Below are 21,824 nucleotides of genomic sequence, written 5' to 3'. Positions count from 1 at the left end.
GCTCCGCAGCGGTGCCACGATCCCTCGGCTTCCGCTGCCCGCCCCGACGCCCCGGCCGCCGGCGGCCGGCCCGCTCCCGCCGCCCAGCCTGCCGCGCCCGCCAGTCCGGAGCTGTTCGAGAATCCCTGTGACACCACCGGTGGGGGTGTGGCTCCGCTGGCGTCGTCGTGCCGTCCGGTCACTCCTGATCAGACCTGCTGGCAGTCGGGTAACCGTTACACCGACCGTTACGACGAGACTCAGGCTCGTATCTGCGCGCAGGGCGGTTCCGCTGGCGGACCGGCTGGTGGGGCGTTGGAGTCGTGCACGCCGAACAGTTTCGATGGTGACACCGCGGTTCTGATGGCCGACGGGACTCGTAAGCGGATCCGGGATGTCAGGGTCGGTGATCGGGTGCTGGCTACCGATCCGGTGACCGGTCGTACCGAGGCTCGTACGGTGACGGCGTTGATCGTGGGCCAGGGTTTGAAGCATCTGGTGGCGGTCAGTGTCGACACCGGCCATGGCTCGGCGGCCCTGACGGCGACGGATCATCATCCGTTCTGGGATGATGTCGACCACGCCTGGGTCGACGCCGACGACCTGACCTCCGCCGACACCCTGCGCACCCCCACCGGCAGCCACATCCGGATCACCGCGACCCGCGAGTACGACCGCACCCAGACCGTCTACAACCTCACCGTCGACACCCTCCACACCTACTACGTCCTCGCCGGCACCACCCCAGTCCTCGTCCACAACGCCAACAGCTGCACGAGCGGCGACAACCCACCGGCCCAAAATGGAAGATGGGCGCACAGTGAATTCAGTAAGGTGCTTGACGGTCTGGGTGAGGTCGGCTATGGAAAGGAATTCGCTCTTCCGAGTGGGCTGCGTCCAGACGGTATCTATACCGATCCGGCGACCGGTCAGTCCGTGCCGGTGGAATTGAAGCCCGACACTCGGGCACAGATCAGAAGAGGAACCAGGGAACTCGCCCGCTACGAGCAGGAGATGCAGGTGCCAGTAGGTTCTGGGCAGTTGTGGGTGTACCGCATTTCCCAAGGCGGGAAGATCTCGTACCGTCGAGTTCGATAGGCCGGAGCAGCATGAATCCCGACTTCAAGAAGTTGATTGACCGGTGCTGGACCTTTGTTTCCGATGAATACGGGTTTACAGCAAGAGGAAGAATGGCGATCCGCGATGACGATCTGTTGCGAGCAGTCTGTTTCCGCCCGTTGAAGACTGCAGGGCAGGGCAGCTATCAGTTCGATGCCCTACTGTGTCTTGGACTGCCGAACGCCAGTTTCATCTCGGCAGATCGCGCAGAATGGGTTGTGTGCACTAATCTTGGATCGATCTATTCGAAACGGCATCCCAAGGGGATCTATCTAGAGTTGACTGGAGATGAGGAGGATGGAGAAGTGGCGGAATTGGTCTTGGAAACCATCGCATTCATTGGCGACGAATTCCTGCTGAAAATCCGCGACATCGACGATTTGCTGCGTCTACTGGAAGATGGTCAGGAGTGCAGACGACTTTCCATCTCCCCTCTCAATCCTCTTGGGAAACTGGAAATATCGCTCTATTATCATCTGCGGCTGGGGAGAAGGGAAAAAGCTGAAGAAATTCGTGAAGCCGCTGTCCGGTATGCCCTTTCGAATAATCTTGAGTATGCTGTCGACGGTCTGAGATCGATGAAGTGAGTCACCCCTCCAGACAGGGCTGCGGCAAGTTTTCTGGTTAGCAGTTTTAGGTTCACGATCGCTGCGAGTGGTCGTTCGGGTTGGCGGGCATGGTGACGTAGTTCCTGGGCGATGTTGGTGGTGCCGGACAGGCGCAGGATGGCGATCGCGAGATTGCGAAGGCTGGCCATGACCTGGGGTGCGTTGCCGGTGCGGGCGCGGTGTCGGTCCTCGTCGTAGGTGACATCGCGCACCCGGTGCAGCCGGTTTTCCGCGGACAGTGGCCGCGGGCGAGATCGGTGAGCAGGGCGGGGCTGGCGTGGTGGGTCGGCAGACTGGTGATCGCGTGGGCGGTTTCGGTCTGTGTCGGACCGCCGGCGACCGACCCGCGGGTGATCTGGATGGCGTGGACGGCGTGGGGAAAGTCGATGCCGGCGCGGACCTCGGTGGCTTTCACGATCCGGGTCTCGACCCGGCCGTGTCCCGGGTGCGGGTGCGGGACCGGGTGGGAACCTTCGTCCAGGGCAAGGCCGTGAGCTGGGCGGACAGTCCGGGCTGGTTGGCCTTCGCGACCAGGAAGTAGTGGGCGCCCTGGTCGACCAGCCAGGTGGCGGTGTCGCGCTGGGTGTGCAACGCGTCCGCGGTGACCACCGCGCCGGTCAGGTCGACGGTGCCGAACAGGTTTCTCAGATCAGGTATCTCGTTGGTCTTCGCGTCGACGTCACAGTGGGCTAGTGTCCTGAGTCGCTGATTCGCTGGCAGTACGCGGCGAGGGTTTCAAGGATCTCGTCGGCGGTCTTGGCCCAGACGAACGGCTTCGGGTCCTTGTTCCAGGAGTTGATCCATCTACGGATGTCAGCTTCGAGTTCGACGACCGACCGGTGCGTGGATCGGCGCAGCTTGCGGTTGGTCAGCTCCCCGAACCAGCGCTCGACCAGGTTCATCCACGACGCCGACGTCGGAGTGAAGTGCAGGTGGAAGCGGGGGTGGCGCAGCAGCCAGTTCTTCACCGCCGGGGTCTTGTGGGTGGCGTAGTTGTCCAGGACCAGGTGCAGGTCATAGCCCTTCGGCACCGAGGAATCGATCAGCTTGAGGAAACGCAGGAACTCCTGGTGGCGGTGCCGCCGGTAGGTCTGCGCGATCACCGACCCCGACGTCGGGTCGAAGGCGGCGAACAGGCTGGTCGTGCCATGCCGGACGTAGTCGTGGGTCATCCGCTCCGGCGTACCCGGCATCATCGGCAGCACCGGTGCGGTGCGGTCCAGTGCCTGCACCTGGGATTTTTCGTCGACGCAGAGCACGATCGCCTTCTCCGGCGGGTCGAGGTAGACCCCGACCACGTCACGGACCTTGTCCACGAACAACGGGTCGGTGGACAGCTTCCACGTCTCGACCAGGTGCGGTTTCAACCCGAACGCCCGCCACATCCGCGACACCGTCGACTGCGACAACCCGCTGGCCCTCGCCATCGACCGCGACGACCAGTGCGTGTCGCCGTTCGGCGGCTTCTCCTCCAGCGTCCTCGCGATCACCGTCTCGACCTGCGCGTCGGTGACTTTCCGTGGCGCCCCTGGACGCGCCTCGTCCGACAGGCCCTCCAGCCGGTCGACCGTGAACCGGCTCCGCCATTTCGCGACCGTCCCCCGGGTGATCCCGAGCTCGGTCGCTATCCCCGAGTTCGTCCCGCCGTCCGCGCAGGCCAGCACTATCCGCGAGCGCAATGCCAGCGCCTGCGCGGTCTTGCGCCGCCGGGCCCACCCTTCCAGCACCGCACGCTCGGCAGCCGACAACTCGATGGGATCCGCGCTCGGGCCAGGCACCAGCCCATTCTATCTGCACGCGAATCTACGACTCAGGACACTAGGACGATGTGGTGGTGCTGGTCGAAGGCGGCGAGCAGATGCCGCCCGGCGGTGTCGTCGGCTCGTGAGCCGCGCAAGGTCTTTCCGTCGATCGCGACCCGTCGCCGGTCACCCGGGGCCGGTGTGGTCGCGGTGGCGAGCCACGCCCCGAGCGCGCTGTCGAACGCGTCGGCGTCGAGCAAGGCGAACACCCGGCGCAACGTCGAGGCGTCCGGGACCCGCACGATCCCCAGCGTTGAGCACATCCTTTCTCCGGCATCCGCGGCCCACTCGGCGATCGCAGTGAACGACCGGGCCCCCGCCAGCACCGCGCACGTCGCCAACGTGAGTAGGACCGGCAGCCGGTGCCGTCTCCCACGCGATTTCCGCGGGTCGATGATCTGCGCGAACACCGCCAGCAATCCCACGGGCGATACCGGCTGAGACGCCGCGCTGGCCGCCGTGGACGCCAGCTGATCCAGAACAGGGGCAGGCGACGATAATGATGCGGCGGGCATGGCACCTCGGGACGATCAGGAAGGCCTAGTGCCGTGTCAGGCTACGTTCGCTCGTCGACGACTTGGCGTAGGCGCTGGTCTTGGGCGTGTTTGTTCCGCCAAATGATGTAGCGGCGGATCATCGAGGCCTGGACGCGGTGGTTGCGGTGATCGGTGCTGTCCAACGCGAAGTACCGCAGCGCGGTGAACTGGGCCTCGATACGGCTGAGCCAGCTGCTGTAGGTCGGGGTGTAGGCGATCTCGACGTTGCGTGGTGACACCGCGGTTCTGATTCCGGCAGGCCGGCCCGCTCCCGCCGCCCAGCCTGCCGCGCCCGCCAGTCCGGAGCTGTCCGAGAATCCCTGTGACACCACCGGTGGGGGTGTCGCTCCGCTGGCGTCGTCGTGCCGTCCGGTTACTCCTGATCAGACTTGCTGGCAGTCGGGTAACCGTTACATCGACCGCTACGACGACACCCAGGCCCGCATCGGCCGCCACCAAGCTGGGCCGGCCTCCCAGCTTCACAACGGTCCTGGCCAATACACCTCCTTCGTCGAGGTGCAGCTTGCCCCAATTGACTTCGGCAAATCCAGGAGAGTCCATTTTAATCGAGCTAATGAGGCGCTCGACGTGGCGATCAGCTCCGATCCAGAGTTTGCGCGCCGAGCAGACGCGATGATTCCCGGTGTTGGATCGGCGGTGTCGCGTGTCAGAGGGCGCAGAACACCTGATGGCTGGCTGTGGGATCATGTCCACTCCTCACGGATCGGCGGCCGTCTAGGGGTAATGCGGCTGGTGTCCGGGTACCAGCACACCCCAGGACTGGTCTGGTGGGGTATTCTCCATCCCAGCGGTGTTGGGGGATATGCAGAATGGGCGATCCCGATGGGTGCACCGAAAAACTAGCTGATGGGGGTCCCCAGGATGTTCACCGTGACTCATCTAAATGGTTCCATGGAGAACGGGCGTGAGGAAATGCTGCCTGCGTTGATCGCCGAGTTGGTAAGGGCGGATGTTGAGCACTCAGATATTTTAGTAGAACATGAGTCGGGATGGGGGGTGAGTGTCTCGGCAAGGCGTCGGGTCATCCTGGAGAATGTAGAGAGAGATGAACCGCCCAGGTTTCTGATATTTACGACGGACGCTGACTGCTTGCGCATAATGCAGTCTGTCGCGCGTGGCGCCACCAATGATCTACTCAAGCTAGATTGGGCTGAGGGGTACAGTTGATGCTGTGCCCGGAGGTAGCTTTAATAATTTTGATGCGCGATTCCGGTCGATGGATCATGTTGATGGCTCAACGGCCGAACCGGTGACAATGAAGTACCCCTCGGACAGATCAGGACGGTGTTGGACCGACTCGCGGACGGCTGCCGGCCGGCACACCGCCCCGCTCTCGACCCGCCTCGACAGGTGATCACAGTGTTCCGCGATACTTGCGATGCGCTGCCGAGCCATGATTCCAGGGATCATAGTTTCCTGTAGAACACGCGCCACGCGCCACGGTCCTCGCGCCTGCGCGGTTGTTCGCCTCCTTGGACGCTATCGACGCGCCGCCACGATCTCGGCCCGGTCCTCCCACCACCACAAGCCCCCACCATGATTACGACCAGGACCGCTTGACACGGTCACTCGGATTCCGCGGAACCGGAATCGGGCGGAATCCGCTCTCGAAACTCGGGGGCCCGAGGACCATTCCCAGCATGAGCGCTACGGCGGGGTGTCGGTGAGATATGGGGGATTTTGTCATACTACCGAGGTGCCGGGATGCTCTCGAGGAGAGAAAAACATTGCGTAAAGCGGTGAAAGACCTGGTAGGAACTGGGCCACTCCCGGCGGAGGAGGGTGCGACCCCCGGCAGCCTGGAGGGACGAGAGAATCTACTGGGTCAGATCTCTGCGCCTGTATCGGACGAGGAGGCGCAAGCTCTTCTGGGAGTCTTTGGTTCAGATGGATGTTTCGGGCTCGCGTGGACTCTTCTCCACCTGATCGAAACCGCGCCAAACGCTCATTTGGCGGATTACTCAAATTTTTCAGAAAATGAATGGGTGAAACTTCTCGAGGAACGCCGTCAGATTTAATGATTCCTGGGTCTTGCTACGAGGTCGAAGGCGATAGGATTGAACGGTTCGCGGCCAGTGAGAGCTTGCGGGGCCCGCGGCCGCGGGGGCGGTGACGGGCGTCGAGGATTCGGCCATCGCCTTCGAGAGCTCATCGCTACCGCCATGGATTGCCAGAGACCAATAGTCAGACGGATCCGCGAGAAGCCCCGCCGAAATAAATTCGGCGGGGCTTCTGTGGTTTTTGGCGGCAGTAGTTGACGCACAGACTTTGTGCAAGGCGCCGGGGTTGGCGTTGGAGTCGTGCACGCCGAACAGTTTCGATGGTGACACCGCGGTTCTGATGGCCGACGGGACTCGTAAGCGGATCCGGGATGTCAGGGTCGGTGATCGGGTGTTGGCGACTGATCCGGTGACCGGTCGTACCGAGGCTCGTACGGTGACCGCGTTGATCGTGGGCCAGGGTTTGAAGCATCTGGTTGCGGTCAGTGTTGACACGGGCCGCGGTTCGGCGACGTTGACGGCGACGGATCATCATCCGTTCTGGGATGATGTCGACCACGGCTGGGTCGATGCCGACGACCTGGCCCCCGTCGACGAGCTCCGTACCCCGACCGGCAGCCACATCCGGGTCACCGCGACCCGTGAGTACGACCGTACCCAGACCGTCTACAACCTCACCGTCGACACCCTCCACACCTACTACGTCCTCGCCGGCACCACCCCCGTCCTCGTCCACAACTGCAACCGGGTTGGCTTGAATTTCACCGACTCTGAGCGGCAGAAGGTTTATGACGCCAACGAAGCAAAGAATAGTGGCGTCCTAAAGTGCGATTACTGTGGGCAGGATGTGGTACGCCGACCCTCGGCGAGAGGCACCCCTGGACTCCCGAATGATGCCCAGGTTGATCACATTGAGCCGAGGGTGAGTGGCGGCCATGGCGGCGCACACAATGGTGCGGTGGCGTGCCGGCGATGCAACAGGGATAAGTCCACGAAGTCGCTGGAGGATTGGGATGACGAGCTCAGGGATTTCCTCGGATACTAGCGGTGAAGAATCCGCATCTTTCGGTAGGGAAGGAACGCTGGAGAGCAAGCCTGAGAGGCTGTACAAGGTGGCCTTTGACCTCCCTAATGAGACTGCCACCTGGGCTCATGCCTCCGCGGAACGGCTCTGGACTCGGAAGACGTCCGCGAAGATGGAGGTTGAGGTCCGAAACGCACCATTCTATGTGAAGGGGATTGCTTTCGGTGATATTGTGCGCGTTAGGGCAGATCATGATCGGAGAGAACTTGTCTTCGAGAATTTTCTGACGGAGTCCGGACATTCAACGGTGCGCATAATCTTGAAAAATGGCGACGCCAGGGACATGGTTGACGCCATGATCCGTAGCTTCGATTGCTCCTGGGAGATTGATACGACTGGATACTTGTGGGCAATCGACGTGCCGCCGGAGGTTGATTATGGGTCCATGAGGGCGGCCCTTCTCGGCGTTGCTGTTCAAGGGAAAATCGGCATCGAAGAGGCCGCGCTTTCGAGGAGTCATCGCGACCGCGCTGGATTTCTGGAGTCCAATAGTTAGACGGATCCGCGAGAAGCCCCGCCGAAATAAATTCGGCGGGGCTTCTGTGGTTTTTGGCGGCAGTAGTTGACGCACAGACTTTGTGCAAGGCGCCGGGGTTGGCGTTGGAGTCGTGCACGCCGAACAGTTTCGATGGTGACACCGCGGTTCTGATGGCCGACGGGACTCGTAAGCGGATCCGGGATGTCAGGGTCGGTGATCGGGTGTTGGCGACCGATCCGGTGACCGGTCGTACCGAGGCTCGTACCGTCACGGCGTTGATCGTGGGCCAGGGTTTGAAGCATCTGGTTGCGGTCAGTGTTGACACGGGCCGCGGTTCGGCGACGTTGACGGCGACGGATCATCATCCGTTCTGGGATGATGTCGACCACGCCTGGGTCGATGCCGACGACCTGACCTCCGCCGACACCCTCCGTACCCCCACCGGCAGCCACATCCGGGTCACCGCGACCCGCGAGTACGACCGCGCCCAGACCGTCTACAACCTCACCGTCGACACCCTCCACACCTACTACGTCCTCGCCGGCCAGGCACCCGTCCTCGTCCACAACGCGAGCTGTTCCTACTGGTCCCCGATTGATTACAACGGGCAACGGATCTATCAACGAGATGATCTAGTAAATCCGAGTTTCGCTTCGCCGACAGATAAGTACGGTCGGAGTAATCTTCAGAGAATGCGCCAAGGGCTGGCTCCGATAGGCCCGGATGGGAATCCGGTAAATCTGCATCATCTGCTGCAGACCCAAGATGGCCCGATTGCGGAGGTGACGCAAAAGATGCACTTCGGGAATTATAGGCAGCTGCATTGGAAGGCCGGTGCAAGAATTCCGAGCAGTATCGACCGCAATGCCTTCAGTGTCTGGAAATCGCAGTATTGGAAGGATCGAGCTGCGGGGTTTGGGAATTGATGGGTGGCGTCGAAAGTGTTGATGTTTTGATTGATATGATCCGAGCAAATTCAGATATTTCCCATTACGCGAGCGGCTGTGATGAATCGACCATTGGAGCTGCCGAACGTGTGCTTGGGATTAAATTTCCCCCGTCCTATCGAAGATTCATAGCCAAATTTGGGACGGCGGATGTTGCCGGCCAGGAATTTCTGGGCGTCTATCAGACACCTGGCGCCGGTCAAGTTCTACTGGGTTCGGTGGCCGCGACGCTCGACGCCCGTCGCTGCTACTCCTTGCCAGACCATCTCGTTGTGACGATGTTTGACGGCATGGGTGGACTGATAGTCCTAGATTCTTCTCGGTCGGACATGTACGACGAATACCCGGTCGTGGTATGGAATCCTGGAACGGTAGACGAGGGGGATATGGAAGTTTTGGGAGCGAATTTTGGACACTATGCGCTAAATTTGTGTCGAATAGCAATCGAAGGCTGGCGGAACATGAGTTAGTTCAATCTTAAGGTTTAAAGAACACGATCGTGGCGGCGAGCTAACAGTGCATCGTGTGCGACAGGATGTAGTTGGCTTTCGACCGCGGGAAATTTGCCTCGTGCCCGACCCCGACCCGGCTTCGGTTGAAGTTGACCCGTTCCTGTTCACACCTGGGATTTTTGGGATAATGGTCCCAGGGAGGAGTACAGGTGTCGAGATCACAACCGCCGTACACGGAGGAATTCCGCCGTCAGATGGTGGAGCTTGTCCGAGCTGGCCACTCGCCCGAGGCGCTGGCCAAAGAATACGGCCCGTCGGGGCCGTCGATCCGTAACTGGGTACGCCAGGCCGAACAGGAGGGAGAGGCGCGAGCGGACGAGTTGACCGCCGCGGAACGCGACGAGTTGAAACGCCTCCGGAAGGAGAACCGGCAGCTCCGGGAGGAACGCGAGATCCTCCGTAAGGCCACAATTTTCTTCGCGGCGGGGACCGATCAGAAATGACGTTCGCTCTGATCGACGCGGAGAAAACACACCACCCTGTCTCCGTCCTGGCCCGCGTGCTCGGTGTGTCACGCGAGGGCTACTACGCCTGGCGCCGCCGCGGCGGCGTGTCCGCTCGGACTGCCGGCGATCGGACCCTGACCACGAAGATCACCGCGGTGCATGCGGCGTCCCGGGCGACCTACGGCGCCCCCCGGGTGCACGCCGACCTGGCCGCCGCCGGCGTCCGAACCAGCCGCAAGCGCGTCGCCCGGCTGATGAGACAGGCTGGCCTGCGAGGGGTCCACCGCCGCCGACGGGTCAGCCTGACCCGCCGGGACCGGGCCGCGTACCTGCCACCCGACCTGGTCGGACGGGACTTCACCGTCCCGGCACCGGACCGGGTCTGGACCGCCGACGTCACGTACGTCCCGACCGGGCAGGGCTGGCTGTACCTCGCGGTCGTCCTCGACCTGCACTCCCGCAAGATCGTCGGCTGGTCCATGTCCGACACGCAGAAAACCGCCCTCGTGGCCGACGCGCTCACCATGGCCCTCCAGCACCGACGTCCCGCCCCGGGCGTCATCCACCACTCCGACCAGGGCAGTCAATACGTTTCTCGTGAGTTCGCCCGGCTCTGCGCTCACCATGATGTCCGCCGATCCGTCGGATCCGCCGGTGATTGCTACGACAACGCGCTCACCGAGTCGTTCTTCGCCACCCTCGAATGCGAACTCCTCGACCGCACCAGCTTCACCACCCACGATCAGGCCCGCGCGGCGCTCTTCGATTTCATCGAGGGCTTCTACAACCGGCAACGCCGCCACTCCACCAACGGATACCTCAGCCCCCACGAACACGAAACCCGCTACTACGAGTACCATCAAGCCGCATAGCCGTCCAAAGCCCTACCTGTGAACGAAACCGGGGCAGCTTCACCTAACCCAATTGGCGCCTCGGTGCATTCGAGAGTCCATACGAATGAGTATTATGGCTATGTGAATGACCTCCAGGGAGGAGCAAGAACCAGGCAGGAGACTATCGATCTGATCGATCTTGTCAGGAGTCAACTCCTCGCTGGATACCGGCCCTGAATCGTCGTTTAAGCCTGCTTCTGATTCTCCATCTAACGCATGAAGCTGTGACTTGGAATAGGAGGAGAGTCCATGCCCGACAAGAAGCCAGTCGCTGCGGCCCTGCAGGCTGCCAGAAGGCTTCTCGACGGTTCCTTCGTCCGCGATCTCCGGGTTGTAGATTTGACGGATTTGATTCGCCGATACTCGTTGATTGACTTCGACGTACCCGATTCACCTGACGCGGACGGCTATCTATTTCAGTACGGAAAGGCCGGATGGTTCTCGGAGCCCACGTTTGTGCTGAGTATGGTTCGTCAGCTCGAAGTTGTTGATCCACTCGGAAGGCATGAATCTTATATTCAGATCCAGTTTGAGCTTAGATACCGGCTGGATGATGGGCTGGCGGCTCTAGGTAGCTATTCCGAATGGTGGTTTCCGGTAGACGGAAAGCGCTTCGAAGCATGGTTGGAGACTGTAGAGAGGCTGTCAGTAATGAGAGTCCTGGAAGACTGCACGATCCGGGAATTCGAGGTCTCCGGCGACCGCGTTTGATCTCCAGGTCGTCGCCGTGGTCTCGCGACCAGAATATGCTCGTAATGAGTCGATGTCCGCCGATGGGCACTACAGTAACATGTTTGGTGATCTGATGAGGGCCATCGTTCCTGGTTCCGGTCGGGTGGTCAGATGATGGCCCGCAGGTTTCTCGGTGAACAGAAGCGAATTGACACCTCTCCGATGAGAGGAACTGAAGGGCCACCTGAACTTGCTACGTTCATGGTCGCCACCGGGGTGAACGCGATCCATTACGTCGAGAGATTTCGGGCTGTGCTGTCTGCTGCAATTCGAACCGCGAACGATGCCGACTTTGATTCGGGGCGGATATCGGAAACTCTTATCCCCGATTGGTTTGCAGAGGCGACGTGTGGCTCCACCCTGGGTGGTCGAGACTCTGTGGCATCCGCGGGGAGCCGGCAGTATGTTTCTAGCCGCGGCGAAGAACCTTGGGATCTTCAGGAGTGGCTGTACTGCCTCGATCCGCAATTGAGGGGTTGGGCATGGTGGGATATGACCCACGGTCCGGATGATATGGTCGTGCTCTGGGTTGACTCGTCCGGAGAACCGGTGTTCCCGTGTGAGGAATTGCGCTGGCTAGCTTATGTCTGTGGTGCGGTGGATGTCGCAGGCCCGCTCGTCAGGAGCATTGCGGAATGGCGGCAATCGCTCCCGAACTCGGCCAGGTAGAGAAATGCGGGCGACCCACTGCCGCTTCTGCAGAGGAGGTGGCGCCGAGGAAAGCGACTCTGGCGATATCAGTCTTGTGCCGTGAGTCGAAGGTTCGGCCGCAGATAGATCCGGTGGGTCACTGTCCGAACCTTCACACGACGCGCCCAGGCCAGCATCTGCGCGCAGGACGGCATCGGCGCCGCTTCTGGTGGGTCGTTGGAGTCCTGCACGCCGAACAGTTTCGAGGGCGAGAAGCTCGCTGCGCTCAAACCGACTCGGCGGGACCGATCGTGGTACGTGCGTGCTCGACCAGATCGACCGCCCCGGGATGACCGGTCGCTGAGATCGCCTGGCAGACGTCGACGATACGACCGCCCATGATCGATGACGGAACCGCCGTCGTGGTGATCGCTTCGTGGGTCAGGCTGATTGCCGTGTCGGGGTCGCCGGCCTGGGTGTGCGCCAGGGCTAGGTGCAGCACGAAGCCGAGGCGGTCACGGGGTAGGTCGGTGCCGATCAGGTCGATGGCGGACCTGAAGTGCGGGATCGCCCCCGCAGGGTCTCCGGTGCTCATGAGCGAGGCCCCGACGGATTGGGCGATCGTGTAGGGACCAGCCCAGTAGACGTACGGGGGGTCCTCGTCCGTCTTCGCCTGCTCGATCGCGGCATAGGCGGTTTCGGATGCGCTGAGTGCTGAGGATCGATCCCCGGCGACACCGTGCGCGCTGGCGAGGCCCGCGGCGAGTACAGCCTGTTCGGTGAAGCTCAGCCGTCCCCGTGAACCCGCACGGGCGGAACGCAGAAGCTCGATGGCGGTGTGGGGGTCACCATCCGACCGCGCCTGGTGAGCCATACACCGGAGGATATTGGCCGCGACACCGGGCGAATCAGCCTCGTGAGCGGCCCTCAGGCCGACGAGGTAGAACCTCTGCGCGGTGCCGTTTCGCCCGGCGTCGTAGCTCGTCCACCCTGCGAGACGAGCCAGTTCGGCAGCGATGCCGTGGAGTGCTTGCCCGTCCGCCTGGCTGTAGGACGTGTTCCGGAGCAGGTTGACTACGAGCTTGAGCTGTTCGGCGACCATGCCGAAGACCGCTTGCCCGCCCAGCTTGTCATCGAGCCGCCGCAGCGTGTCCGTGGCGGTGTTCAGGTCGGTCACGACGCCCGCGTCCACACGGCGCCCGTTGAGAGCTGCGGCGAGACGCGCGGGGTCCGCCACGAGCCACTCATGGGCCGCGTTGGACAGGGCGACGCCGCTGAGGGCGAGGAACTGCCTCCGCTCCAGGGCCGACACCCCCTCCCACGCGTCGAGACCGTGTTGCGTCCAGAGTTCGCCTAGCCCATCGTCCGCGAGGGGCACCCCGGACGGCAAGGCACCTGCGGTGACTGTCGGCTCACCCCGCGAAAGGCGGGAGCAAAAGCCCAGCTCGACGCGGGTTGCCCCGGTGACGTGGCTGTACGCCGCCTGCCAGTCCTCGCCTGGGAAGGTCCAACCGCGTTCGTGGCGCATGGTCTGCACCTCGGCAGCCATGGGCGGCGTGAACGACACCGAGGCCGGGTCAATTTCCCTGATCTTGCGGACGAGCGTTGCCCTGCTCCAACCGAGGGACTTCCGGTAGGCGGTCAGTCGTTCGGGCTTCCAGTCGGGATGCTTGGCGCGTAGCGCGATGCTTCGTGCCTCCTCGACCTTGGTGGACCTGCTCTGCGGGGGCATCGCGGACCTTTCGGGGGGTGTGGGCGGTGTTTGCCGACAGAGGGCAGCGTAACGGATCACTCACGCCAATCTGGATTTTTGTATGTGGTCTTGTCGGCCGCCCCGAACATTTTCCTAACACGTGCCCGAACGACCGTGAAAAGTGTGTATCGGAGAGGTGGGACCCGCACCCTGACCTTGCGATTTACCAAGAAGTTGACGGTGGAACGACCCGTAGCTTTCCGGTGCACTTGTGGAGGGCACTCCGGTTCCCTCGCGACGAACTGCCGGAGCGCCCCTGTCGGCCCCTGGCGCACTTCTGCTCAACGCGGGTGCGCCAGGGGTCTCGGTGACGGCAGAGAGGCCACCTATGTCCGTGGTAGTGATCCACTACACGAGTGGGGTCGTGTCCCGAACCTATGTGTCTCGGGAGGCCCTGGATCGACGCGACGTGCTGCACCTGGCGGCACGGATCATGGCCGCGCTCCCACACGCTCGTCGAGTGCAGGTCTTCGAGAGGCGGAACCAGGAGACGCCGGACGTCGACACGGACAACATGAACGTGGTGGACGGAGAGGTCATGGTGTGAGGCGAGGATGAAGCAAGGCCGACCGAGGGCGTCATTTCCACACCGTCCGCGGACGTTGTCGAGGCACCCGAAGTCGACGAGACGCCGACTGAGCCTTTCCGCGTAACCGATGCTTGCTCTGTGTGACTTTTGCGGGTCAGGTGGTGCGTCCGTGGTCGAAGTGGAGGAGGACGAGGGCGGCGGCAACGATCTCGCTGACCTTCCAGGGATCGAGGCTGATGTTCCGAAGGGCCTTGAAAGTGGTCTTGAGCAGGGAGGGAAACCCACAGTGGCCAGTCGTCGGGAGCGGAGATGGCCTGGATGTTGCCGCCGTGGTTGTCGTGCCTGCCTGACCACCAGAGGTCGACGCCAGGTCTCGGGCCGGGGGCGCGGATCCGGTCAGTCCCGATGAGGAGTGGTAGACCGCCTGCCACGGCGGGTGGTCCGACGGCGGTGCCCGCCAGGCCACCACCCGTTGCGCACGACGTACAGAATCGCGCCGGCGAGAATCCCGACGCGCGTGCTTCTCGCGGCGCCCGATCGACGCCGCCGGCGGCAGCAGCGGCTCGATCGACGCCCACTGGGCGACGGTCAGATCAGCCGGACACCCGTGACGACGGGCTCGCGGCATGCCCTGACTGCGCCCGCCCGACCATCGGGTCAGGTCCCTTCCCGGCGAATGTGCACCCATCGCATCCCGAACATCACAGCGAGTCGTCGGTCGGGGATCCTAAACACCTTGTCGGGGAGACGCCATCCCGGAAAACTTACAGAATGAGTATTCGACTCTCGCCGAATTACTGAGCTCTACACGGAGCTCGACTTTCACGATTATGCGGCGGCGACCTTCTGGGCCGGTTGGGATCAGAGTTGTGCTGGTCGAATGGTCTGTGTGGGTCTGTGCAGATGCTGGTTTGGCCGGCCGATGTGGTTGTAGTGCAACGTTCATGTTCAGGATACTTCCCGTCATTCTGTCCTGGTTAGCGTTTATGGCCGGGGAGAAACGGAGCTGGCGGAATGGGTGACCCACATGGGTGACCGGACCGACCGTAGAACCGGGCTGTTGCTCGGCCGTAACGAGAGCTCTATCGGGCTGACTCCCGACGCGGTGCACCGATCAGTGCACCTGTCGACAGACTGCATCACTATCCGAGCGGGCTGACCGAGGCTGTTGACAGGATCGCCACGGCGGAACGTCAGATGTCCGCTGACCGGGTACTGATCCGGCCGCGGCCTGCCTTCACGCTGACTCACCCCCGATACGTTGTGCTCGGGACCGCCATGCACACCAGCCTGGAGCGGCAGTGACCGATCCGGCACGTCCTGATTGAGGTCATCGCCGAACCGGCGGCGGGTGGATTGCGCGCGGTGGCGGACTTTGTTTGACCAGGCCGGGCTGGCGGTCGTCGCCGTCGAATTTCCCGACCGCATCGTCGACTCCACCGCTCTGACGCCCGGGTTCCTTCTCCATCCGAATCCGAACCGGCGCTGAGCCTTGCCCACTCGCTGCGCCGCTCCGTGGCCCGAGACCAAGGGATGTTCCCCATGTCCGCTCTGCCCTACCCGCACGAGCTGCCGGCGGTGGCCGGCGACGGCACCCTCGTGGACGCGGTCCGGGCGCAGGTCGCCGCTCGCCCGCTTGCCTCCGCCGTCGTGGACGGCAGCGTGGAGTGGAACTACCGGCAACTGCTGGAGCGGGTCGACACCGTGGCCGGCCAGTTACTGGACACCGGTGTGCGCCGTGGCGACGCCGTCGGCCTGTGCGCCCCGCGGGGCGGGGCGACGGTGGTCGGTATGCTCGCCGCGCTCGCCGTGGGAGCGGCTTTCCTTCCCCTCGACCCACACGAGATGCCCGGCCCCTTCGACGTGCCCGGCCCGCCGTCGCAGGCGCTGGCCCGGGCCGCCGAGCTTGGCGTTGGGGTTGTCATGGCGCCCCGCCGCTGGCATCCCAGGTTTGCCGACACCGCCTGGCGCTGTGTTGACCTCGATCGTGAGGTTGACCTGGAACGGGCGATTGACCTGGACCGGGAGTGGGCCGGCCGGAGCCTGCCGCCGCCGGCCGCGGGCCCCGGTGCGCCCGAGGACATCGCCTGCGTGCTGATGACGTCGGGCAGTACGGGGCGACCGAAGCCGGTGGCGATCCCAGGCGCGGCGCTGTGCCACGTGATCACTGCCCTCGTCGACGTGTACGAGCTGCGCCCGGACGACCGGGTGCTGCAGTTCGCCCCGGCCACCGCCGACGTCAGCCTCGAAGAGATCTTCACGACGCTGGCGGCGGGGGCGACGGTCGTGGTCCGGGACGACGACATGATCTCTTCCCCGGCCCGGTTGCTGGCCCGCGTCGCCGAGCTCGGCCTGACCGTCCTCTCGCTGCCCACCGCGTTCTGGCACGAGGTTGTTGACGGCATGGTTCGTGACGGGCTGGTCCTGCCGCCGTCGGTGCGTCTGGTCACCGTCGGCGGGGAGGGACCGCGAGGGCAACGCGTCGAGGACTGGCGCCGGCTCACGGCCGGCTCGGCCACCCGGCTGGTCAACGTGTACGGGCCCACCGAGACCACGATCGTCGCCACCACCGAGGACCTGGCCGGCCCGGCGGTGCCCGCACCCACAGATGTGCTCGTCTCGGTCGGACGCCCGCTGCCCGGCGTGCAGATCGGTATCGAGGATCCCGACGGGCGTCCGGTCGAGCTCGGCGAGGACGGCGAGCTGGTCATCTCCGGCCCCACCGTGGCCGCCGGCTACCTCGGCCTGCCCGAAGGTTCCTCCGGTGGTTTCAGTACCGGCGGCGACGGTGCCCGCCGCTACCGGACAGGTGATCGAGCCCGCCGGCTTCCCGACGGCCGGTACGTGGTGCTCGGCCGCCTCGACCGGCAGGTCAAGGTGCGCGGGTTCCGCGTCGATCTGGCCGAGGTGGAGAAGGCGATGCTGGCCGGCCCCGGAGTGCGCGACGCCGTGGCCGTCTACGACCCCGAGTCCGCCGGGCTGATCGGCTACGTGCTGCCGGTGGGGACGCTCTCCTCACCGGATCTGACGCGGCTGCGTCGGAGTCTGAACGAGACGCTGCCCGCCGTGGCCGTGCCGTCACGGCTGTTCCTCGTGGAGTCGTTCCCCCGCACCGACCGAGACAAGATTGACTATGCGGCGCTGGTGGCGCTGGCCGGCACCGCTGCGGCCACCTCGTCCTCGCCACCCGCCGCACCCGCCGTACCCGGGGCGTCCGGTGATCGGCCGGCCGCTACCGATCGGAAGCGGCGGATGTGCGCCGTGGTCAGCGACGCGCTCGACGGAACTCCGGTCGAACCCGACGACTCGTTCTTCGCACTCGGGGCCCACTCGCTCAGCATGGTCCGGATCGTGGCCGGGGTCGCGCGGGAGTTCGGCGTGGAGCTCGCCATGTCCAGGGTGTACGCCCGCCCGACCGCGGCTGGGCTGCTCGCCCTCGTGGACGAGGCCGACGCCGCGCGCCGTACCGACCCCGCCAGTCCGGCCGACCCCGCCAGTCCGGCTGACCCTGCCAGTCCGGCTGACCCTGCCAGTCCGGCCGACCCCGCCGTCCCCACCAGCCCAGCCGGCGTCGGCGCGGGGGAGTCGGACCGGCCGGCGCCGCTGACCGCCTTTCAGCGCGACATGTGGTTGGCGGAGCAGCTCGCCCCGGGCACCCCGATGCACACCCTCGGACTGCGCTTCCGCCTGGACGGGGTCGACGACCCGGGCCGTCTCGCCACCGCCCTGCGTGCTCTGGTCGCCGGCCATGATGCCTTCCGCGCGGTCGTGCGGGAAGGCGCCGACGGACCGACCCTCAGGGTTGGCGCGCAGCTCCCCGGGCAGCTCCCCGCGCTGCCCTTCGAGGTGCACGACCTGCGTACAATCCCCGGCCGGCAACGGGCCGAGCGCCGAGCCGAGCTTGCCGCCCGCCGCGGGCGCACGGTCTTCGACATCGCCACCGGCCCGCTGCTGGCCGCCACCGCGATCCGGCTCGGGGACCGGGAGTGGGAACTCGTCGTGGCCGTGCACCATCTGGTGTTCGACGGCTGGTCGGTCGTGGTGTTCGCCGAGCGGCTCGCTGCGCTGCTGGCCGGACAGACCCCGGCGGAGCTGCCCTCGTTCGCCGGGTATCTGCGGCGGCGACGGACCGAGCCTCGCACCCTCGAGCACTGGATCGACCGCCTCGCCGCGGTCGACACCGACGTGGAGGTCCCCGCCGACCGGCCCCGTCCACCGGTGCGCTCCTTCGCCGGTGCCACCCACCGGATCACCCTGCCCCCGAACCTGCTGGCCGCCGTCGAACGCGCCGCCCGAGCCCGGGCCACGACCCCCTCGGCGCTGCTGCTCGCCGGGGTGTCCGCCCTGATCGCCCGGCTCAGCGGGCACGGCGACGTCACCGTGCTCAGCCCGCTGGCCCACCGCAACCCCGACACCGCCGCCGGTATCGGTGCCTACCTGACGATCGTGCCGCTACGGGTCGACCTCCGCGACGACCCGGACGCCGCCACCGCGATCGGCCGGGCCGGCGACGCTCTGATCGACGCCCTCGGCCACCCGGACGTGGCGCTGGACGAGCTGGTCCGGGCGCTGCCGGTGCGGCCCCACCCCGACCGTGGCCCGCTGACCCAGGTGATGCTCAACATCATCACGGTCGCCCCGGCCCGGGCCCGCCGCGGCGACATCGCCGTCGAGCACCTCGGCGACACCGCTTCCGGCGGCGCCAAGCTCGACCTGAACCTGACCGTGGACCTGGCCCGGCCGGGCGCGCCGGAGCTCGCCGTCGAGTACGCCACGGACCTGTTCGCCCCGGCCACCGCCGCACGCCTGCTCGAGCACCTGCTGATCCTGCTGCGCGACCTCGTCGAGCACCCCGGCCGGCCGGTCAGCCGGCTGGCGCTGCTGTCGCCGGCCCAGCGCGACGCCGTCCTGGCAGCCGCGGTGACCCCGGCCCCCGGCGGCGATCCCGGCGGCGATCCCGACGGCGATCCCGACACAGACGCCGACACCGACACCGACGGGGCAGACGTCCACGACCGCCCGCGCGGGGGGACGCACCTGCTGGTCAGCGAACAGGCCCGGCTGTACCCGAACGCCACGGCCGTCCGCGACGGCGACGTGAGCTGGACCTACCCCGAGCTGGAGCGGCGCGCCGACGTCCTCGGCGCGCGGCTGCTGGCCGTGGGGGTGACGCCCGGGGACCGGGTGGCGATTTGCCTGCCCCGCGGCCGGGACGCCTACGCCGCCGTGCTGGCGGTGTGGCGCGCCGGGGCCGCCTACGTGCCGCTGGACCCGCAGTACCCCGAGGACCGGCTGCGGTACATGCTCGCCGACAGCGGCGCGACGGTGGTGCTGACCCGCCCCGGGACCTGGCCGGGCGAACTCACCGACGCGGTGGCCGTGGACGTCACCACGGACGTCGGCCTGACCAGGGACGCCGGCCTGACCAGGGACGCCGGCCTGACGACGGACGCTGGCCTGACCACGGACGCCGGCCCGGCGGCGTCGCTGCCGGGCTGGCGCCCGCCGTGGCCGCAGAGCGCGCCGACGGCAGCCGCCTACGTGATCTACACCTCCGGTACCACGGGCCGGCCCAAGGGCGTCGTCGTCGCACACGCCAACCTGCACCACGCCGCGGCGATGTGGCGTCACGCCTACGACCTGCGGCCCGGTGAACGGCATCTGCAGGGCGCCAACATCTCGTTCGACGTGTTCGCCGGCGAGACGCTGCGGGCCCTGACCACCGGCGGCTGCCTGGTGGCCTGTCCGCAGGAGACCCTGCTGGACCCGGCGGCGCTGGCCGCGCTGCTGGTCGAGGAGCGGATCGCGGTCGTCGAGCTGGTGCCGGCCGTGCTGCGCCGGCTGCTCGACCAGGTGGAGCCGGCGACCGGCGGCCCGCCGCCGCTGGCCGGAATCCGGGTCCTGGCCGGGGGCGCCGACGCCTGGGCGGTGCACGAGTACCGTCGCGCCGCCCGTGCGGTCGGGCCGGGCGGGCGGGTCGTCAACTCCTACGGCGTCACCGAGGCCACGATCGACAACGCCTACTTCGACGGCGACGTCACGCACCTGCCGGCCGAAGCGCCGCTGCCGATCGGGCGTCCTTACCCCGGCAACCGGCTCTACGTCCTCGACGACCGGGCGGAGCTGGTGCCCTTCGGCGTACCGGGCGAGCTGTGGATCGGCGGGGCGGGGGTCGCGACCGGCTACCACGACCGCGCCGACCTCACCGCCACGCGGTTTCGCCCCGACCCGTTCGCCGCCGAACCCGGCGCGCGGATGTACCGCACCGGCGACCGGGCACGTCTGCGCGCCGACGGTGTGCTGGAGCTGCTGGGCCGCCTCGACGACCAGGTCAAGCTGCACGGGCATCGAATCGAGCTGGCCGAGGTCACCGCCGCGCTCGCCGCGTTGCCGCAGGTCGGCGCGGCGGCGGTGGTGCTGCGGCCCGACCGGCGGGGTACACCCCGGCTGATCGGCTACGTCACCGCGCGCAACCCCGCCGACCCACCCGACCCGACCGGGCTGCGCGCGGCGCTGGCGCACTTTCTGCCCCGCCACGCCCTACCGACACAGACGGTGCTGCTCGACTCCCTGCCGCTGAACCCCAACGGCAAGGTGGACCGCCGGGCGCTGCCGGCACCCCCCGAGCCGCAGACCGCCCACGACCCGCCGACGCCGCCGCTACCACGGACACGTGACCAGCAGGAGATGGCCGCCGTCTGGCGCCACCTCCTGGGCCACGACCAGATCGGCCCCGACGACGGTTTCTTCGAGCTCGGCGGCGACTCGTTCCTCGCGTTGCGGCTCATCCGGCAGGTCGAGCAGACGTTCGGCGTCCGGATAGCGCTGCTCGACCTCTACCGGCATCCCACCATCACCCAGCTCGTCGAGCACCTGGAGACCAGGCGTGGCTCGGTCGACGGGCCACCCGCGCGGCCCGACGCGCTGCTGCACCGGCTCACCGCCGCGGACGGATCGGCCGGCGCGGGCACGATCGTCTGCATCCCGTACTCGGGTGGCCAGGCGGTCTCGTTCGAGCCGCTGGCCGCCGCGCTGCCCGACGGCTGGGCGCTGTACGCGGCGCAGTTTCCCGGCCGGGACTTCAGCCGCCCCGACGAGCCGGCGCTCGCCTTCGATGAGCTGGTGTCCCGCTGCGCGGACGAGATCACCCACCTGCCCGGGCCGATCTACCTGTACGGCCACTGCCACGGCGCCGCCGTCACCATCGCGCTCGCCAACCGGCTCCAGGACCTGGGATCGCCGCAGTCCGGGGTGGCGGTCGGCGCGATGTTCCCGATGGCGCGCATGCCGGGACGCTTCTTCGACTGGATCTACCGGCGGTTCCGGGTGGACCGCCTGGTCTCCGACCGCACCATCCAGGACGAGGTCCGCGCCCTCGGCGGCGGCCTGGCCGACCTGCAGGCCGACCCGGCCGAGCAGGCCATCGTCATGCGCGCCGTGCGCCACGACGAACGCTGGTCGGAGGAGTACTTCACTCGGACGCTCACCGACCGTCACCATCCCCGGTTCTCCGCGCCGATGCTCAGCATCGTCGGCAGCAAGGACAGGGTCACCGAGCTGTACGCCGAGCGCTACCACGAATGGGAGCACTTCGCCGAGCAGGTGGACCTGGCGGTGCTGCCCCGAGCCGGGCACGGCTTCCTCAAGCACCAGGCCCCCGCGTTGGCCAGGACCCTCACCGACTGGGCGACGGCGCTGCACGAGCCGGCCGCCACAGGATCGCCGGACGGCGCGTCCCCGCAACCCGTGCCCCAC

At 65.9% G+C, this 21,824-nt stretch carries 15 protein-coding genes and 1 pseudogene; 10 read left to right on the top strand and 6 right to left on the bottom strand.

The genetic code is table 11. The features are described 5' to 3' along the window. Positions 1–1,077: polymorphic toxin-type HINT domain-containing protein (locus NBZ83_RS15970; protein WP_261575296.1), on the top strand; the 1,077-nt coding region annotated here is incomplete at its 5' end. 11 nt (positions 1,078–1,088) lie between these two features. After that, complete coding sequence (locus NBZ83_RS15965; RefSeq protein ID WP_261571284.1) at positions 1,089–1,685, top strand: hypothetical protein; 597 nt, start codon at positions 1,089–1,091, stop codon at positions 1,683–1,685. A 432-nt stretch (positions 1,686–2,117) separates the two neighbouring features. Here the strand turns inward: NBZ83_RS15965 and NBZ83_RS15960 are convergent, their stop codons facing one another. From NBZ83_RS15960 to NBZ83_RS15945, 4 genes are all read right to left on the bottom strand, one after another. Then, entirely contained in the window at positions 2,118–2,315 is a 198-nt protein-coding gene (locus NBZ83_RS15960) for a hypothetical protein (protein WP_261571285.1), read from the bottom strand. A gap of 80 nt (positions 2,316–2,395) precedes the next feature. Further along, a complete protein-coding gene (locus NBZ83_RS15955; RefSeq protein ID WP_261571358.1) occupies positions 2,396–3,484 on the bottom strand; it encodes an IS630 family transposase in 1,089 nt (362 codons plus the stop codon). A 32-nt stretch (positions 3,485–3,516) separates the two neighbouring features. Beyond that, the gene (locus NBZ83_RS15950) at positions 3,517–3,933 is read right to left on the bottom strand and encodes a transposase family protein (RefSeq protein ID WP_261570962.1); all 417 of its coding nucleotides are present in this window, start codon (positions 3,931–3,933) and stop codon (positions 3,517–3,519) included. Positions 3,934–4,064: 131 nt separating this feature from the next. Further along, positions 4,065–4,283, bottom strand: coding sequence for a hypothetical protein (locus NBZ83_RS15945; protein WP_261570963.1), 219 nt, complete (start codon positions 4,281–4,283; stop codon positions 4,065–4,067). 2,068 nt (positions 4,284–6,351) lie between these two features. On the opposite strand from NBZ83_RS15945, the gene NBZ83_RS15940 reads away from it, so the two are divergent. The 6 genes from NBZ83_RS15940 (at position 6,352) to NBZ83_RS15915 (ending at position 11,136) form a co-directional block, all read left to right on the top strand. Next, entirely contained in the window at positions 6,352–7,110 is a 759-nt protein-coding gene (locus NBZ83_RS15940; protein WP_261570964.1) for a polymorphic toxin-type HINT domain-containing protein, read from the top strand. Continuing rightward, positions 7,079–7,645: a DUF4265 domain-containing protein gene (locus NBZ83_RS15935; protein ID WP_261570965.1), complete on the top strand. Its 567-nt coding sequence runs from the start codon at positions 7,079–7,081 to the stop codon at positions 7,643–7,645. The genes NBZ83_RS15940 and NBZ83_RS15935 overlap by 32 nt, the downstream gene beginning before the upstream one ends. Positions 7,646–7,743: 98 nt before the next feature. Then, a complete protein-coding gene (locus NBZ83_RS15930; protein WP_261570966.1) occupies positions 7,744–8,553 on the top strand; it encodes an HNH/ENDO VII family nuclease in 810 nt (269 codons plus the stop codon). Further along, positions 8,553–9,044, top strand: a complete 492-nt coding sequence (locus NBZ83_RS15925; protein WP_261570967.1) for an SMI1/KNR4 family protein — start codon at positions 8,553–8,555, stop codon at positions 9,042–9,044. Before NBZ83_RS15930 ends, NBZ83_RS15925 begins: the two co-directional genes overlap by 1 nt. 191 nt (positions 9,045–9,235) lie before the next feature. Continuing rightward, positions 9,236–10,404, top strand: a protein-coding gene (locus NBZ83_RS15920) for an IS3 family transposase (RefSeq protein ID WP_261570968.1) whose coding sequence is annotated in 2 segments (ribosomal slippage) — positions 9,236–9,494 and positions 9,494–10,404 — 1,170 coding nt in all. Because the reading frame shifts where the segments join, the coding sequence is not laid out codon by codon here. Between the two features lie 270 nt (positions 10,405–10,674). Beyond that, complete coding sequence (locus NBZ83_RS15915; protein WP_261575295.1) at positions 10,675–11,136, top strand: hypothetical protein; 462 nt, start codon at positions 10,675–10,677, stop codon at positions 11,134–11,136. Between the two features lie 937 nt (positions 11,137–12,073). Here the strand turns inward: NBZ83_RS15915 and NBZ83_RS15910 are convergent. Then, a complete protein-coding gene (locus tag NBZ83_RS15910) occupies positions 12,074–13,519 on the bottom strand; it encodes an NsdA family TPR-like regulatory protein (RefSeq protein ID WP_261575294.1) in 1,446 nt (481 codons plus the stop codon). Positions 13,520–13,868: 349 nt separating this feature from the next. Here NBZ83_RS15910 and NBZ83_RS15905 point away from each other — a divergent pair, with 349 nt between their 5' ends. After that, the gene (locus tag NBZ83_RS15905) at positions 13,869–14,087 is read left to right on the top strand and encodes a hypothetical protein (RefSeq protein ID WP_261569890.1); all 219 of its coding nucleotides are present in this window, start codon (positions 13,869–13,871) and stop codon (positions 14,085–14,087) included. 136 nt (positions 14,088–14,223) lie between these two features. Here NBZ83_RS15905 and NBZ83_RS15900 read toward each other — a convergent pair. Beyond that, positions 14,224–14,479: pseudogene (locus NBZ83_RS15900) on the bottom strand (hypothetical protein); the annotation flags it as partial. 1,132 nt (positions 14,480–15,611) lie between these two features. Between NBZ83_RS15900 and NBZ83_RS15895 the strand changes: the two are divergent. Beyond that, on the top strand, positions 15,612–21,824 hold a 6,213-nt coding region (locus tag NBZ83_RS15895; protein ID WP_261575293.1), incomplete at its 3' end, for a non-ribosomal peptide synthetase.

The sequence above is a fragment of the Frankia gtarii genome, from assembly GCF_025403375.1.
GTDB classification, from domain to species: domain Bacteria; phylum Actinomycetota; class Actinomycetes; order Frankiales; family Frankiaceae; genus Frankia; species Frankia gtarii.
Note: the sequence above shows the minus strand (reverse complement) of the source record. Positions and strands in the feature narration are given on the sequence as shown.